General features: G+C 58.7%; 15 protein-coding genes, 1 tRNA gene and 2 pseudogenes. 12 read left to right on the top strand and 6 right to left on the bottom strand.

The window, feature by feature from the left end:
* Positions 1-136: 136 nt before the first annotated feature.
* Positions 137-1,428 (bottom strand): annotated as a pseudogene (locus tag ACW9UO_RS17160) (IS110 family RNA-guided transposase).
* A 136-nt stretch (positions 1,429-1,564) separates the two neighbouring features.
* Between ACW9UO_RS17160 and ACW9UO_RS17155 the strand changes: the two are divergent.
* A pseudogene (locus ACW9UO_RS17155) lies at positions 1,565-1,858 on the top strand (integrase core domain-containing protein); the annotation flags it as partial.
* 43 nt (positions 1,859-1,901) lie between these two features.
* On the opposite strand, the gene ACW9UO_RS17150 reads toward ACW9UO_RS17155, so the two are convergent.
* Positions 1,902-2,540, bottom strand: coding sequence for a TetR/AcrR family transcriptional regulator (locus ACW9UO_RS17150; RefSeq protein WP_457086979.1), 639 nt, complete (start codon positions 2,538-2,540; stop codon positions 1,902-1,904).
* Between the two features lie 89 nt (positions 2,541-2,629).
* Between ACW9UO_RS17150 and ACW9UO_RS17145 the strand changes: the two genes are divergently transcribed.
* The 3 genes from ACW9UO_RS17145 to parA all read left to right on the top strand — a co-directional run bounded on the left by ACW9UO_RS17145 (position 2,630) and on the right by parA (position 4,522).
* Positions 2,630-3,007 (top strand): hypothetical protein, encoded by a 378-nt coding sequence (locus ACW9UO_RS17145; RefSeq protein ID WP_457086978.1) that lies wholly within the window; start codon positions 2,630-2,632, stop codon positions 3,005-3,007.
* Positions 3,008-3,106: 99 nt separating this feature from the next.
* Entirely contained in the window at positions 3,107-3,742 is a 636-nt protein-coding gene (locus tag ACW9UO_RS17140) for a LysE family translocator (protein ID WP_457088683.1), read from the top strand.
* A 141-nt stretch (positions 3,743-3,883) separates the two neighbouring features.
* Positions 3,884-4,522 carry a ParA family partition ATPase gene (gene parA / locus ACW9UO_RS17135; protein ID WP_457086977.1) on the top strand — a complete coding sequence of 213 codons (639 nt, stop codon included), beginning with the start codon at positions 3,884-3,886 and terminating at the stop codon, positions 4,520-4,522.
* A 247-nt stretch (positions 4,523-4,769) separates the two neighbouring features.
* On the opposite strand, the gene ACW9UO_RS17130 is transcribed toward parA, so the two are convergent.
* Positions 4,770-5,018 carry a hypothetical protein gene (locus tag ACW9UO_RS17130; RefSeq protein WP_457086976.1) on the bottom strand — a complete coding sequence of 83 codons (249 nt, stop codon included), beginning with the start codon at positions 5,016-5,018 and terminating at the stop codon, positions 4,770-4,772.
* 104 nt (positions 5,019-5,122) lie between these two features.
* Here ACW9UO_RS17130 and ACW9UO_RS17125 point away from each other — a divergent pair, with 104 nt between their 5' ends.
* Positions 5,123-6,235: a mannitol dehydrogenase family protein gene (locus tag ACW9UO_RS17125; RefSeq protein ID WP_457086975.1), complete on the top strand. Its 1,113-nt coding sequence runs from the start codon at positions 5,123-5,125 to the stop codon at positions 6,233-6,235.
* The gene (locus tag ACW9UO_RS17120) at positions 6,235-6,561 is read left to right on the top strand and encodes an aldo/keto reductase (protein WP_457086974.1); all 327 of its coding nucleotides are present in this window, start codon (positions 6,235-6,237) and stop codon (positions 6,559-6,561) included. The genes ACW9UO_RS17125 and ACW9UO_RS17120 overlap by 1 nt, the downstream gene beginning before the upstream one ends.
* Positions 6,562-6,565: 4 nt before the next feature.
* Here ACW9UO_RS17120 and ACW9UO_RS17115 read toward each other — a convergent pair whose 3' ends face one another.
* The gene (locus ACW9UO_RS17115) at positions 6,566-7,471 is read right to left on the bottom strand and encodes a GntR family transcriptional regulator (RefSeq protein ID WP_457086973.1); all 906 of its coding nucleotides are present in this window, start codon (positions 7,469-7,471) and stop codon (positions 6,566-6,568) included.
* Positions 7,472-7,636: 165 nt separating this feature from the next.
* On the opposite strand from ACW9UO_RS17115, the gene ACW9UO_RS17110 reads away from it, so the two are divergent.
* The 4 genes from ACW9UO_RS17110 to ACW9UO_RS17095 all read left to right on the top strand — a co-directional run bounded on the left by ACW9UO_RS17110 (position 7,637) and on the right by ACW9UO_RS17095 (position 11,486).
* On the top strand, positions 7,637-8,650 hold the full coding sequence (locus ACW9UO_RS17110) for an ABC transporter permease (protein WP_457086972.1): 1,014 nt from the start codon (positions 7,637-7,639) through the stop codon (positions 8,648-8,650).
* Between the two features lie 35 nt (positions 8,651-8,685).
* A complete protein-coding gene (locus ACW9UO_RS17105; protein WP_457086971.1) occupies positions 8,686-9,627 on the top strand; it encodes an ABC transporter substrate-binding protein in 942 nt (313 codons plus the stop codon).
* A 99-nt stretch (positions 9,628-9,726) separates the two neighbouring features.
* Complete coding sequence (locus ACW9UO_RS17100) at positions 9,727-10,473, top strand: ATP-binding cassette domain-containing protein (protein WP_457086970.1); 747 nt, start codon at positions 9,727-9,729, stop codon at positions 10,471-10,473.
* Positions 10,470-11,486: a zinc-binding alcohol dehydrogenase family protein gene (locus ACW9UO_RS17095; RefSeq protein WP_457086969.1), complete on the top strand. Its 1,017-nt coding sequence runs from the start codon at positions 10,470-10,472 to the stop codon at positions 11,484-11,486. Before ACW9UO_RS17100 ends, ACW9UO_RS17095 begins: the two co-directional genes overlap by 4 nt.
* A 247-nt stretch (positions 11,487-11,733) precedes the next feature.
* Here the strand turns inward: ACW9UO_RS17095 and ACW9UO_RS17090 are convergent.
* Positions 11,734-11,817: transfer RNA gene (locus ACW9UO_RS17090), tRNA-Leu, on the bottom strand.
* 168 nt (positions 11,818-11,985) lie between these two features.
* Here ACW9UO_RS17090 and ACW9UO_RS17085 point away from each other — a divergent pair.
* The gene (locus ACW9UO_RS17085; protein ID WP_457086968.1) at positions 11,986-12,513 is read left to right on the top strand and encodes a Hint domain-containing protein; all 528 of its coding nucleotides are present in this window, start codon (positions 11,986-11,988) and stop codon (positions 12,511-12,513) included.
* Here ACW9UO_RS17085 and ACW9UO_RS17080 read toward each other — a convergent pair.
* Positions 12,510-14,117, bottom strand: a complete 1,608-nt coding sequence (locus ACW9UO_RS17080) for an NAD(P)H-hydrate dehydratase (protein ID WP_457086967.1) — start codon at positions 14,115-14,117, stop codon at positions 12,510-12,512. The two genes, ACW9UO_RS17085 and ACW9UO_RS17080, sit on opposite strands and share 4 nt — an antisense overlap.
* Before the next feature lie 167 nt (positions 14,118-14,284).
* Between ACW9UO_RS17080 and ACW9UO_RS17075 the strand changes: the two genes are divergently transcribed.
* Complete coding sequence (locus tag ACW9UO_RS17075; RefSeq protein ID WP_457086966.1) at positions 14,285-14,623, top strand: P-II family nitrogen regulator; 339 nt, start codon at positions 14,285-14,287, stop codon at positions 14,621-14,623.
* Positions 14,624-14,710: the final 87 nt, after the last annotated feature.

Here is a 14,710-nt window from a genome sequence, read left to right as displayed (position 1 = left end):
CGTTTGAAGCATGGCCCAGTTTGGCGTTTTGGTCAACGAACTGTCTCTCCCATAACAAACACAGAGTACGCTGTTGCGGCTCTCACCGTCCTTAAGACGAGATCTTCGGTCGTTGAGCAGAAGGCCTAAACATTATCTACGAGGTCAGAATTTTGCCTCCACGGCAACTACAGAGAAAGGTCCTACTGCTGTCGATCACCCCTCTAAGAAGGGGCGATATGGTTCACCGTTTTTGATGATCCCGTGAACGGTTCGGGCCATCTTCGCGGCGATTGCTGTATACGCCTTGCGGCGCAAATGGGTGTTGTGACGGTCTTTGGCGATGTAGCGCTCGAACTTGTCACGGAAGCTGTTCGTCTTTTGAAGAATAGCAACTTGTCCGGCCATCCAGAGGGTACGCCGCAAACGCGCGTTGCCGTATTTTGAGAGCTTGGTCTGGCCGCGGAATGTTCCCGATTGGATGGTGGCGAGGTCCATGCCGCAGAACTTCAAGAACTGGCGATGATGATTGAAGCGGCGCAAGTCTCCAGCTTCGGCAAGTATGGTCAGGGCGTTGATTGGGCCTATCCCTGGGACAGATGTCAGCAGCTGATAGTCAGGTAAATCTTGGAGCAGTTCGACGGCGCGGCGTTCAATTTGATTGCGTTGTGCGATTAAGCCGCGCCCCTCACCGAGAACCAAACGGAACATGCTAACCGCGTCTGAGTCTGGGCCGACAGGCAAGCCAACAGATGTTTTGGCAGTCTCGTAGATATCTGTAAGTAAACGTTCTTTTGCAACTTTACGGCCCACGACATCCCAGGCCTCAGCGATGAACGCATCCCTATCCATCGCCGAGATCAAATGGGGTGACGGATAACGTTCCAGAAAGGCAAAGAACCAATCTCCGCGTGAACTACGGTGAAAGCGGTCTGCCTCGGGGAAATATAGCGGCAGATAATGTGTCAGGATGCGGTGCCATAGTTCGGTTTTGGACTTGGAAACGATGTCATGCGTCTTTGAAAGTTCCTGAATGTCATTGGTGCCGCACGCCAGTGGGTCATGGTAGAACTGGGTGTTCCCGATCTCCATCATGTGCAGGATAACTTGGGCATCCTTCGGATCATTCTTGTCCCAGCTGTTATGAAGGGCCTCACGTGTACGAGCCAATGACACCGAAGAGACCAACTTCATCTCAAAGCCTGCTGCCGCCAAATGATAAGCTATGGCACGGTGGTAATTGCCGGTGGCCTCGAAAGCGACCCGGACGGGCAGTCCGTAACTGGCCAATGATGCAATCAAGCGCTTGAAGTCGTCCAGTTGGCTGAGCACGGTCAATCTACGGCGTCGCTTCTTGCCCGGAATGGCAATCAGAACTTCATGACGCGCCTTTGCTATATCGATCGCAACCAAAATGGTCGCGTTCTGTGTAATACTTGTCTCGGTCATAGTCGGTCTCCTTTGCAGTGTGGTTTGTGCAAAACCACTGTAGAGACCTGAGGCACGGCTATGACCACCTGCTGCGCTATATGAAGGCTGCGCAGGCTGTCATAGCCTCTTAAAAGCGTCATTCCGAAGGTGTTATGGCGCGGAATTTATCGCCAAGAAGGTGCGCGCTTGGATCGGCACCGTGGGCGCAAAGACCGCGTTGATAGCCCCAGGCTCACCTTGGGAAAATGGCGACTGCGAGAGCTTCAACGCCCGATTCCGCGATGAGCTCCTCAACGGCGAGGTCTTCTAAACGCTACGCGAAGCCCGGATCCTGATCGAAAGATGGCGCCGCCACTATAACACGGTCAGGCCACATAGCGCTCTGGGCTACCGCCCTCCGGTGCCAAAAAGTATCATGCCAATAGACCAGAGGCCGACCATGCACTAACATTCAAACTGGACCACCCGATGGGGGCACTCCACGTACACCATCACAATTTGGCATCTGTCGTGGCGGTGCGAGGATCATCTGGCTTGCCAAGCAACGTGCAGAGATTTGCCACGGCGCGGTCTGAGCGATCTTTGCAAATGGCTTTCGACGGGCTTGGCAGGCGGCCAATCACGCGCCTGATCTGCTGGTCGCCGATCAACAGATCCAAGTACAGTCCGACGGCATCGCCAGAATGCTCGAAGGTAAGCTGGCCCTCTTGCTTGGCGCGCAAAAGCACCTGCTCCAGCAAAGGAAAAACCGCCTCACGACCGGCCTTTGACAGTGTCGCGCCAAGCTCGCCGCTGCTGTCAGCCGCGGCAGCCCGGTTCAGGGCAACGGCCCGGTCGCCTGTCAGCAGCTCAAGCAGTTTCGGGCCAAGCGTGCCGAGGATCGACAGGGCGTCGTTGCCGGTTTTCAGCTCGGAGTCGAGGTGCGATTTCACCTCCTCTGCGTTGCGGGTGACAAGCGCCTGAAACAGACCCTGTTTATCGCCGTACCAGTTATAAAGCGTTTCATTTGACGCACGCGCCTGTCTGGCAATGCCAAGCATCGAGGTGCCGCCATACCCCTTGGCTTCCAACACCTCATAGGCCGCATCTTCGATCTGTTTCTGGCGCAACGACCGCTTTTCTTCCCGCAACTTGGTGCCTCCAGTTGATTGACATAATCCGTAACTTAAATTACGGATAAGCACAACCGTAACCACTAATACGCTTTTGGAGAAGTGAAATGACCCAACCTGAACGCCAAGCGTCTGCCGCCCTCGTATCGCTTATCATGCTGCAGGTGATCATGCTGTCCGCGCTTTATGCAGGGATCAAACCGCATCCGCCGGTTGCCACGCCGCTCTTTGGGATTGCCCCCTTCCTTGGGGTCTCGCTGTCCATCGCCATCGCGGCGCTGATCGTGCTGCCGTTGGCCAACCCGACAGGCCGCGCCCTGAGTTTTCTGGCCGGGGTGCTGGCGCTGGTGTCGTTTGGGCCGCAAAAGTATTTTGATGCGCAGTTTGGGTTGATCTGGCCCGCAGTCCTTCTGGGCCAAATCGCTGCCATTGTGATCTTTGTGCGGGTGATCGGCGCGGCCAGAGGAACGGTGAGATCGCACTGACCGCTTCCAAAGGCAAAGGGCCGGCCTGAGGGGGCGTTCCCTCACGCGCCCCCCTTCCCTCTTAACATCGCAAACCGCCAAAAACATGGAGCGTACGTGATGGAGCTTTTAACTTTTGCCCTGATGGCGCTGGTCGTTGTGATGACGCCGGGGCCGACTGTCCTGCTTGCCTTGACCAACGGGTCCAAGTTCGGTTTGACGTGCGCAGCTTACGGAATTTTGGGCGCCGCGCTGTCGGATGCTGTTCTGATTGCCGCTGCGGCGCTGGGGCTTGGCGCGCTACTTGCGGCTTCGGCGTTTTGGTTCACCGTCGTCAAAACGATTGGCGTCGCCTATCTTGTATGGCTTGGTGTCCAAATGCTCCTGTCCTCCGGGACGCTTGGACCTGTTCCAGACCAGACGCCAAAAACCAAGGCGGACGATCCGGCTGGCGCAGTGGCGATCTTCGGAAAGAGCTTTCTGGTCGCTGTTACAAATCCAAAGGGATACCTGTTCTTTACGGCTTTCCTGCCGCAGTTCCTTACGCTGTCACAGCCGTTATTCTCTCAATACGTCACGCTGGCGCTTGTATTTATCGCCATCGATGTCGTGGTGATGTTTGCCTATGCTGGGCTTGGTGCTCGGGCGATCGGGTTTCTAAGTGATCGGGGCGCGCTTTGGATTGATCGCACCTGTGGCGGGTTCCTGGTTGCCCTGGGCTTGGCCTTGGCCTTTGTGAGCCGCAGTGGGGCTTAACCGGCGATGATGTTCGTCACATCAACAGTTTCGCCCCGAGCTGCGATCTATGCGACCAAACCAGACTTGATTTGGGTCTATCGCCTTTCACGCCTCCAAGTGGCAAGCTGCGCTGAAGAAGTATTCAGGGAGGCCTGCCATATGAGCGGTCAAATCATCTGTGTGGCGCAGCAGAAGGGCGGCGCGGGCAAAACAACGCTCGTTTCCAATTTGGCAATCGCTTTCCTGGCCGAAGGAAAAAGCGTTGCCCTCTTGGATACCGATCCTCAAGGCAGTCTCGGGCGCTGGCTCGACATTCGCGAAGAGACGCTGGGCGAGAACGAAAACCTCCGGTTTGCAACCGCGACCGCATACGGGATTTCGCGCGCGATCCGAGGGTTCAGTGACGCGGCCGATATTATCCTGATCGATACGCCGCCCAAGGCCGACAGCGATGTGCGCTGGGTCTTGCGAGAGTCAGATCTGGTGCTGGTGCCGGTTTCTGTCAGTCAGGCTGACGTTTGGGCGACCCACGATCTTTTGGATTTGGCGGACCGGGCCGAAAAGCCAACGTATATTGTGATGAACCGCACCCGGGTTGGCACCCGGGTCGGCGAACAGGTTGCCAAATCGGTTGGGGAGCTTGACGCCAAGCAGTTTCAGTCCTCCTTGGCAAACCGAGTGATCTATGCCGAAGCGCTGGGGTGCGGTCTTGGTGTGATGGAGACCCAGAAATCCGGCGCGGCCTCGGATGAAGTCCGTGCGCTCGCTCGGGAGGTGTTTTCGGTTTTGCAGGCGTAGATCTGGGGTGTTTGGCGGCCTTTCCACGTGGCGCCATGGTGTGCCTATGGCAGCTGTCACACGGCGGGTTGGCCCCGATTGCAGCGAGGTCGTGGACGGCGAGAGCTTTCAGACTGGCCAGCACTGCGGGCTGTAAAATCCAGCCGGTGTCCTCGATATCTTGCAACATCGGACGCACCCCTTTGAAGGCAGGCGCGGCCATCAAGCGGTCGAGCACGTCGGGGCATGTAGCGTCTGTCAGATCAACTCAACCGACCACGCCTTTGATAAACGGCGTGTCTTTGGCCAAGCCAAGAAGGAATTCCGTTTCCGCCACAGTGGCTGCCGCCTGGACCACGACCGACCCCGCAACCCCGTGCTGCTCAAGCAACGGGGACATGCTGGCAGGCAGGAAATCGTGGCGAATATCAGCGACGTCCTGTGTCATCCAATCATAGTCGCCCCGCGCGATTTGCCAAAAATGCTGGTGGGCGTCGATTTTAGGCGGATTGGACATAAGCCGTTCCCGAGACGACGTGGTTGACTTGCTATGTTTTCTATAATTAAAAACACCCCAACGTAAAGCACTGAGTTCACTTTGCGCCCATCAAAGGACATCCCATGCAAGCCACGCCCATTCTTCAGTTCGGCACGAGCCGGTTTTTGCAAGCGCACGCTGATCTTTTCGTCTCACAGGCTATGGAAGACGGGCAAGACGTCGGCCCGATCACGGTCGTGCAAAGCTCTGGCGACCCGAGCCGGGCGGCGCGTTTGGCCGCTTTGGTTGGGTCTTACCCGGTGCGTATCGAAGGCCTTGTCGATGGCAAACGGGTGCAGGAAACCTTGGAGGTGAAAAGCGTTGCGCGGACACTCTCAACCGGATCCGACTGGGGGAAGGTTGCAAAAATCTTCATGCAAGAGGCACAGATTATTCTATCGAACACGGGCGACGCCGGGTATGCGCCGCAAGCTTGCGATGGCGAACCGATCTTTAATCAGGCGATGTCCTATCCCGCCAAGCTGACCCATCTTTTGCGCCTGCGGTTCGCCGCTGGTGCGGCCCCCATCCAGATTATGCCGATGGAATTGATTGCCAATAACGGTGCGGTGCTGAAAGCGCGGGTGATGACGTTGGCACAGGATGATGCGCCTGACTTTCGCACCTATCTCGACCGTGATGTAACCTGGGTGAATTCCTTGGTGGATCGGATCGTATCGCAACCGCTCGACCCCGCTGGCGCCGTGGCTGAACCCTACGCGCTGTGGGCGATTGAGGATCAACCCGGTCTTATTCTGCCGTGTCGTCATCCCGCCGTGAAAATCGTGCCGTCTCTAGCCGAGATTGAGGCGCTCAAATTGTTTGTCCTGAACCTTGGGCACACGGTGCTTGCGGACCGGTGGCGTCGCAAGACCGGTGGCGATGATGTGCTTGTGCGGCATCTCGTGGATGATGCCGATGAGGTTGCAACGCTTCTCGAGGTTCTCACAAATGAGGTGCGCCCGGCGCTTGTCGCCGCAAACCTGGCCGAGACATTCGACGCCTATGTCGTCACAACCCTCGAGCGGTTTTCCAATCCGTTCCTCGACCACCGGATCGCTGATATTGCGCAAAACCATGCCCAAAAAGTCGCGCGCAGGGTCGAAGCGATGTTGGACTGGGCCACGACCCAAGGGGATCTTTCACCAAAGCCCATCCTATCCGCGATTGTCGCACAGAATAAGGGCCGCACCTGATGGCCATCGCTACAAAGCGGGTCGGGGCAACCGATGTTTCTGTCAGGTCCTTGGCGTTTGGCGGTGCCAGCCTTGGCAACCTCGGCGGTGTCGTGCGCGACGAGGATGCCACGGCTGTGATGCAACACGCTTGGGCTGCGGGCATCCGGTATTTTGACACCGCCCCGCAGTATGGCCGCGGGCTGTCCGAGCAACGGATCGGCGCATTTTTACAAACCAAACCGCCGCTTGTTCCGTGCTGCTTGGCACCGGAAAAGTCAGCTCACTCGCGCGCAATCTTGCAGCGGCGCACAGGGAGCTTTCCACACAGGCACGCCGGTTCGTGACAGCTTAGGAGGCGTGGCTGTTGAGCCGGAGAGAGGTCAGCAGCGTCTGCTTTGACGTGGCAAGGTGGCGTTTGGCTGCGGCCTCGGCCCGGCCAAGATCGCGGCTGCGCAGGGCATCAATGTAAACCAGATGCTCACTGATCGCGTTCTCGTTGCGGACACGTTCATCCGATTTGTTCCACTGATAGTGATAGTGGAACACCAACGAGATGATCTTCTGGAACTCTTTCACAAACCGATTGGTCACCACATTGTTGAGAGTTGTGTGAAAAACCTCATCCAATTGCGAGAAATCGTGAAAGTCCTGATCAATCCGCTCAAGCAGATCACGGTGATCGCGCTCAAGCTGATCAAGGCGGGCCCAGATCGCATGGGTCTCTGGCAGTGTGACGATGTGGCCAACGGAATTAAGCTCGAGCATCGTGCGGAAATCTGACAGTTCGACCGCGTAATCACGGGTGAACCCATGCAGCACCCACCCCCCCTTTGGACGGCGGACGACGATGCCAAACCGGCTGAGGGATGACAAGAATTCCTGCAGGGTGTGGGTCGCGACGGAAAACTCCTTGGCCAATTGTGCGACGTTCAAAGTGGTGCCGGGGGGCACGTCCATACGCAGCACCCAATCAAGGAACCGCCCTTCCAATTCCTCAATGTTGAGCAGGACCGGTGGCGCTGCAACGCGATCCTTCTGGGTCGAGCGCCGCCTGACAACTTTTTCGCGACCTTGAAGCGCGATCATCCCCTGTTCATCCAGCTCGGCCAAGACCCTGCGCACCACGGTCCGGCTGACTCCAAGGCGCGACGCCAGCACATTTTCCGACGGCAAATGCGCGCCGATTTCCATTTCGTCACAGATGGTTAGCATCTCGGTATGCGCTTCGACAAAGCGGGTGTTTGTACGGGCCATTGGGCCTCCAGGTCCTGACTGCAACGCCCCCATCATAGCTGTCTTTTCCGGGATGTTCAAAAAAATTAAAAACATTTGACGGCGAAATTTCGGCGTCGTACGGTTTATTATTATTAAAGACATTCGAAGCCCAAGTGGCCCAGACTGTCACAGGAGGAAGACCAAATGGCGGCCAACGACGGCACATCAAAACTCGGCTTTTTGCCCACAGGGTCAACGCTGCACAAAATCTCGGCTTTGCTGACGCTGATCCTTTTGATCCTAGTGTTTTCGTTTACCAGCCCTGCCTTTCTGAGTGTGAACAATGGCCTGACTGTCTTGCTGCAAACATCGGTGATCGGCTTGCTGGCGATTGGGATGACCATGGTGATCATCACCGGTGGCATCGATCTGAGTGTCGGGTCCGTTCTCGCGTTGGCTGGGGTGGTCACCGGGTTGATCATCAAGGCGGGCCTGCCTGTCCTGCCGGCGATGGCGCTTGGTATCCTGGCCGGGGCGGCCTGCGGGTTCGTCAACGGGCTGGTCATAACAAAAATGCGGATCACCCCATTTGTGGCGACGCTCGGCATGATGATGATCGCGCGCGGACTTGCGTTGCAATTGACAGGTGCCGCCCCGATCAGCCGTCTTGGCGAAGCTTTCGGCACGCTGGGCAATGGCGCGTTCTTCCGTGTCGTCGAGATGCAGGCCAATGGGTTTCCCAAGGTGATCTTTGCGGGCATCCCCTACCCTGCGGTGCTCTTGGTGATCATGGCGATCCTGGGCGCGTTCCTGCTTCAAAAGCGTCAGATCGGCCGCCACATCTTTTCCGTGGGCTCCAACGAGGAAGCCGCGCGCCTATCCGGCGTCAATGTCGAGCGCACAAAGATCTGGGCCTACACCGCGTCAGGTGCGCTGGCCGGGCTTGCGGGCATGGTTTTGATGTCTCGACTTGTCACCGTGCAGCCAAACGAAGGTGTCATGTACGAGCTGGATGCCATCGCGGCCTCTGTCATCGGCGGCGCGTCCCTGATGGGCGGAGTCGGCAGCATTTCCGGCAGCATGATCGGATCATTTATCATCGGCGTTCTGCGCAATGGCCTGAATATGGCGGGCACCTCAGCCTTCATTCAGCAAATCATTATCGGGATCGTCGTGATCGGAGCGGTCTACATCGATCAGTTCCGCAACAAGAAATAATCACCACCAATCAAAATCTTCAAAGGGAGGAAACCATGAAGAAACTTCTGACAACAGCCCTCGTTACGGGCGTTCTTGCAACCGCAGCCTCCGTTGCGTCCGCAGGCGAAATCGCGGTGATCGTCAAAACCACGAACTCCAGTTTCTGGCAGAACGTAAACAAGGGGGCGACCGCAGCAATTGCAAACCACTCCGAGCACACAATGACCTTCAACGGTCCTGCCTCTGAATCTGCCATCGCTGATCAGGTTGCATTGGTCGAAAACGCGATCAACCGTGGCGTGGCTGCTATCGTCCTTGCCCCCTCCGACCCTGAAGCCTTGGCACCTGTCGTCAAGCGTGCGTATGAATCCGGCATTCCCGTCGCGATCATCGACAGTGGCCTGACCGAAGGCAGCGAACAGTACTTCCAGGCGTTCCTATCCACAGACAACTGTGCCGCCGGTCAGCAAGCCGCTCAACTGATGATCGACAGCGCTGGCAGCACAGGCAAGGTTGCTGTGATGTCCTACGTTGCGGGTGTGGGGTCCGAGATTGGCCGCGTTGGTTGTTTTGTCGACTACATCGGCGAAAACTCTGACATCGAAATCGTTGGGCCGCTGTATTCCCAGTCACAAATGGCGACTGCGTTGAACCAGACCACCGATCTTTTGGCGGCGAACGGCGATCTTGTGGGCATCTTTGGTGCGAACGAGCCAACAGCCATCGGCATGGGCCGCGCGATCGAACAGGCGGGCAAAGCGGGTCAGTTGATTGCGATCGGCTTTGACGGCAACGCGGACCTGCAAGACATGGTCAAAAGCGGCACACTTCTGGCAACGGCGGTTCAAGGCTCGTTCCAGATGGGGGAGTTGGGCGTAAATGCCGTGGCCGACATCCTGTCGGGTGCTTTGGTCAGTGATGTCATCGATACCGGTGTTGTCATGGTCACAAAGGAAAACATCGAAACCCCCGTGGCGCAAAACGTTCTTTACTGAGTGCGCAAGGGTCGGCGCGCTGGTGTGCGTCGGCCCAACTCTTCTCGAATAGGATTTCAGATGTTGGACACAGTCTCTCACGATACCCCCCTGATCCAGATGATGAATATCGATAAGCAGTTTGGCGGCGTTCACGCTGTGCAAGGCGTCTCTGTTGATCTCAAACCCGGCGAAGTCGTGGGCGTTCTCGGCCATAACGGGGCCGGTAAATCCTGCCTGATGCGTATGCTGTCGGGGGCCATGACGCTAAGCGGTGGCCAGATCAACGTCAACGGCGCGCGGGTTGACCTGAAATCACCGCAAGACGCCAAGTCCTACGGGATCGAGACGATCTATCAAACCTTGGCGCTGGCCAACCATCTGGATGCCTCGGCCAATCTGTTTCTCGGCCGCGAGCTCAAGACCCGGTTTGGCAACCTCGATGAAGCGCGCATGTATTGCGAGACCAAGGAAGCCTTGCGCCAACTCAACCCGAATTTTACCAACCTCAAAGACCCGGTTTCAAAGCTGTCGGGGGGCCAAAGGCAGGTTATCGCGATTGCGCGTGCGATCTATTTTCAGGCGAAAGTCCTGATCATGGACGAGCCGACAGCGGCGCTTGGCCCATCCGAGACCGCAATGGTGGCCGATCTGACACTCCGCTTAAAGAACGAAGGCATCGGAATTTTTCTGATCAGCCACGACATGCATGACGTCTTTGACCTATGCGATCGTGTGGTTGTGATGAACAAAGGCCGCAACGTTGGCGCGTTCAACATCGCAGACGTGAACAAAGACGATATCCTTAGCCTGATCATCAAGGGCACCCTGCCCGACGATTGGACACCGCGCGGAGACACCGCATGAGCCGCCTGACAATGCGCGCCGGTGTCGTGGTCGAACCGGGCACCTTTGACGTGCAAGACCGCCCTGTCATCACCACGGTTCCCGATGGTTGGGTCTTGATCGACATTTGCGCCGTGGGTCTTTGTGGCACTGATTATCATATTTTTGCGGGCAAACATCCGTTCCTTAAGTATCCGCGCGTGATTGGCCATGAGCTCAGCGGTCGCGTGGCGAAGGACGGCAACGGCTGGTCTGCCGGCGATCTTGTGGTTGTGAACCCGTATCTGTCGTGCGGCGGGTGCCGGGCCTGTAAACGCGGGAAACCGAACTGTTGCGCGAACATCGAGGTTCTTGGCGTGCACCGGGATGGCGGTCTTGTCCCGCAACTGGCCGTGCCCGCGCAAAATCTCTATGCGGCCGATGGGCTGACCCCGTTGCAAGCGGCCATGGTCGAATTCCTGGCGATTGGCGCACATGCTGTGCGGCGTTCCGACGTTGCCACGGATGATACTGTGCTGGTCGCGGGTGTGGGGCCGATTGGGATCGGGGCCGCGCTTTTCGCAGGGCTAAAGGGCGCGCATGTCACATTGCTTGACCTCAGCCCGGAACGGCTCGCGATGGCGAACGACAGGTTTGGTTTTGATCGCGGACATACCAGCATTGAGGCCGCCATCTCTGCCAGCGACGGCGAGGGGTACGACGTGATTTTTGACGCAACCGGTCATGGCGGCGCGATTGAGGCGGGGTTTCCTGCGGTGGCCCATGGTGGCACTTACGTTTTGGTGAGCGTGGTCAAAGATGACATCACGTTTAATGACCCAGAGTTCCACAAACGCGAGATGCGCCTGATCGGGAGCCGCAATGCGCTTAAGGTTGATTTTGATTGGGTCATGTCGGCGTTCCGGGACAAGCTGATTGATGCAGACGCCCTTTGCTCCAACGTCTTGTCGCTTGATGATCTCGCCACCGCATTCGGTGCCTTGGCTGCGGATCGGGCCGGTCTGATTAAAGCGATTGTGCAATTGCAGGATTGAGACCGCTGCGGCCCAAACAGGGCCCCCGAACACCTTTGCCAAGGTCGCCCCCCGCTACGGCCAAGTGATCGGCAGAGCGGATCACGGCATTCCCGCCGGTTCCGACCTGCCTGTCGCAGACCAGCCATCTGCGGATATGGCAGCGGTTCGGGCAGACGGCAAAGCCCTGCGCCGCGAAGAATACCTCGGCGTTAGAGCAGCCCCGCAAACGCGCCAGGCTTCGGTCGTTTTGTGATTGTTTTCAAAGTGGTGCGGGTGAAGGGACTCGAACCCCCACGCCATAGGCGCCAGAACCTAAATCTGGTGCGTCTACCAATTCCGCCACACCCGCACATTTGCGCGATTGCGGCCGATTGGCCGCCCACGCCCGCCGGTCTCTAGCAAAGGTCGAAACCGGATGCGAGCACAAACCGCATCGCAGGGGGGCAGAAAACGCAGGACATTTACGAGATGTTGATATATTCTGTGAAAAAAACGAGCAGTAATCACAGGTACGCCCATGAAACCGAAAACGGTCGGGCGCGCAGCGGAACAATTCCAGCACTCCGGTTTGGCACCGGATGGCGTGCGCGCAGAATATGAACTCGATGGATATGACCTCAACGGTCTCTTGCCGGGCACCCGGCTTTTGACGCTTGAGGGCGAAATGCCCGCCGAATACCTCTCGCCCGGTGATCGGATCATCACGCGCGATGTCGGCATGGCCGTGCTGCGCGATGTGCGTGTGATCGAGGCTTGGGGCGAAGTGGTGCGGGTCAAGGCCGGTTCCTTGGGCCACACGCGCCCGGAGGAGGATATGACCCTGCCCGCCACCCAACGCGTGTTGATCCGGGATTGGCGGGCCGAAGCGCTGTTTGGCATGAAATCGGCGCTGGTGCCGGTGGCACGGTTGGTGGATGGCCAATTTGTCAGCCGGGGCCCGCGCGAAAAGCTGCGCCTGGTGCAGCTGCGGTTTGACGCGCCCCATATCCTTTATGCCGACGGGCTTGAGGTGGAAAGCAGCGGCGCGATGGCCAAGGCCAGCTAAGGCCCGAGGTCGCGCAGCACCTGCGGCAATACCTCTGGCAGATCCTCGGCGATCAGGCCGGGGCCAAATTTGCGGGCGCATTCGACGTGCGTCCATGTTGCGATCTTTGCCGCCTGCATCGGAGCCACGCCGCGCGCCAGCAATCCGGTGATGAACCCGGCCAGCACATCGCCCGAGCCTGCGGTGGCGAGCCAGGGGGCCGCGCGGTCATAAACGGCGGCGTGCACCGAACACCGCCCCGAGGGATCGGCCATCACCGTGGCCGGCCCTTTAAGCAGCACCACACAGCCCGCCCGCGCCGCCGCGTCGCGCACCGCATCCGCCTTGGAATAGGCCGGGCCGCGCGTTGGAGCAGCGCCGAGGTGTGCGGCGATGTCGGGAAACAGTCGGGCAAATTCGCCGCCATGCGGGGTAAGCACACAGAGGCCGTGAAGCATGGTGAACAGCGTGGCGGGATCGTCCTCGAAGGCCGACAGCGCGTCGGCGTCGAGCACCGTTGGCCGGGGTTTCGCCCCGCCACACGCCAGCGCCACGGGCACCAATTCGCGCGCCCGCTCAAGCCCCAGTCCGGGCCCGAGACAGAGCGCATTGATCCGCGCATCCTCCAGAACGCGGGCCAGCCCCGCGCCATCCTCGACCCGCTGCAACATCAGCGCGGTGATCTGGCTTGCCACCTCGATCTGCGCCGATCCCGGCACGCCCAGCGTCACCAGCCCGGCCCCGATCCGCAAAGCCCCCCGCGCCGCCAACCGCGCGGCCCCGGTTTTGCCAAAGCCGCCCGATACGACAAGCGCATGGCCATTGCTGAATTTGTGACCCGCCTGCTTGCTCAGCGCCGATGCCGATGGGCGAACCACCTGCTTGGCAACTTCCGCGTCGCGGGCGTGCCTTAACCCGATGTCCTTAACGACCACCTTACCGCAGGTCGACGGCCCGTCGTGCACGACATGGCCCAGCTTGAGCGCATGGAAACTCACCGTCAGGTCGCAGGTCACACACGCGGCTTCGAGGCGGTCGGGCAACCCGGACAATTCCTCCGGCACCAGCACCCGCCCGCTGTCAGCGCACAAACCACTTGGCACGTCGACCGAAACCAAAAGCGGCGTCCTGTCCGGCCTTTCTCCCACAGGGATATCCGCCCCCAGCCCTCGGCTGTTTTGGAGATCGAGAAGCAACAGCCCGAGATCGCGCAAGGGCCGCGTCAGCCCGGTGCCAAACAGCGCATCCACGATCACGGTCGCACCCCGCATGGGGCCAAGCTGCGCAGGCAACGGCAGAACCGCGCCGATCTCACGCCACCGCTGGTAATTTGTGCGGGCATCCGGCGGCAGCCTTTCGGGATCACCCAAAAGAAACGCCGCAACCTCCCAGCCGCGCGCGTGCAACCGGCGGGCGATGACAAAGCCGTCGCCGCCATTGTTGCCCGGTCCACAGAGCACAACGGCCCGATGCCCGCCCTGCCCCAACGCAGGCCATTCCTCAAACACCGCCTCAACCACGCCCGCCCCGGCACGCTCCATCAGCGCGCACCCGGTGACATCGCCGCTGTTAATCGCGGCCTGCTCAATCGCCCGCATCTGTGCTCCGGTCAGCAATTCGCTCATTTCTGCGCTCCCGATTCAATTCCGCTTGCATTTTGTGCAAATCGCCCGTTTTTTAAGCGCACGCATTTTGGCGATGCTCAATTTGTCACCTCCGGAACCCTACTCAATTGTAGCCCCGGAAGAGAAGTGATCTGACCGGCCCAACACGTCACGCGAGGAGGCACCACATGAAAAAGATCGAGGCAATCATCAAGCCATTTAAGCTCGATGAAGTCAAAGAAGCGCTGCAGGATGTCGGCGTACAGGGCCTCAGCGTCGTCGAGGTAAAGGGCTTTGGCCGTCAGAAAGGCCATACCGAGCTTTACCGCGGTGCCGAATATGTGGTGGATTTTCTGCCCAAGGTTAAAATTGAAGTCGTGCTGGACGACGATCAGGTTGACGGAGCCATCGAGGCCATCGTAGAGGCGGCCAAGACCGACAAGATCGGTGATGGCAAGATTTTCGTCAGCACGGTTGAACAGGCCATCCGTATTCGGACCGGCGAAACCGGCTCCGACGCGCTGTAAGGCGGATCGCGCCCCGGACCTGCTCCGGGGTCTCCTCCTGCGGCCTACACCATGAGGTCTCGGATCGCATCCGGGACAGCGTACACC

The sequence above is a fragment of the Marinovum sedimenti genome, assembly GCF_054052205.1.
The sequence above is the reverse complement of the archived record's forward strand: the minus strand, read 5'-3'. Positions and strand labels throughout refer to the sequence as shown.

Coding starts and splice junctions, on each gene's coding strand:
- ACW9UO_RS17080 (WP_457086967.1), bottom strand. CDS start 14,117: ATGAGCGAATTGCTGACCGGAGCACAGATGCGGGCGATTGAGCAGGCC.
- ACW9UO_RS17115 (WP_457086973.1), bottom strand. CDS start 7,471: ATGGCCCGTACAAACACCCGCTTTGTCGAAGCGCATACCGAGATGCTA.
- ACW9UO_RS17145 (WP_457086978.1), top strand. CDS start 2,630: ATGACCCAACCTGAACGCCAAGCGTCTGCCGCCCTCGTATCGCTTATC.
- ACW9UO_RS17110 (WP_457086972.1), top strand. CDS start 7,637: ATGGCGGCCAACGACGGCACATCAAAACTCGGCTTTTTGCCCACAGGG.
- ACW9UO_RS17095 (WP_457086969.1), top strand. CDS start 10,470: ATGAGCCGCCTGACAATGCGCGCCGGTGTCGTGGTCGAACCGGGCACC.
- ACW9UO_RS17120 (WP_457086974.1), top strand. CDS start 6,235: ATGGCCATCGCTACAAAGCGGGTCGGGGCAACCGATGTTTCTGTCAGG.
- parA (WP_457086977.1), top strand. CDS start 3,884: ATGAGCGGTCAAATCATCTGTGTGGCGCAGCAGAAGGGCGGCGCGGGC.
- ACW9UO_RS17140 (WP_457088683.1), top strand. CDS start 3,107: ATGGAGCTTTTAACTTTTGCCCTGATGGCGCTGGTCGTTGTGATGACG.
- ACW9UO_RS17105 (WP_457086971.1), top strand. CDS start 8,686: ATGAAGAAACTTCTGACAACAGCCCTCGTTACGGGCGTTCTTGCAACC.
- ACW9UO_RS17130 (WP_457086976.1), bottom strand. CDS start 5,018: ATGTCCAATCCGCCTAAAATCGACGCCCACCAGCATTTTTGGCAAATC.
- ACW9UO_RS17085 (WP_457086968.1), top strand. CDS start 11,986: ATGAAACCGAAAACGGTCGGGCGCGCAGCGGAACAATTCCAGCACTCC.
- ACW9UO_RS17075 (WP_457086966.1), top strand. CDS start 14,285: ATGAAAAAGATCGAGGCAATCATCAAGCCATTTAAGCTCGATGAAGTC.
- ACW9UO_RS17125 (WP_457086975.1), top strand. CDS start 5,123: ATGCAAGCCACGCCCATTCTTCAGTTCGGCACGAGCCGGTTTTTGCAA.
- ACW9UO_RS17100 (WP_457086970.1), top strand. CDS start 9,727: ATGATGAATATCGATAAGCAGTTTGGCGGCGTTCACGCTGTGCAAGGC.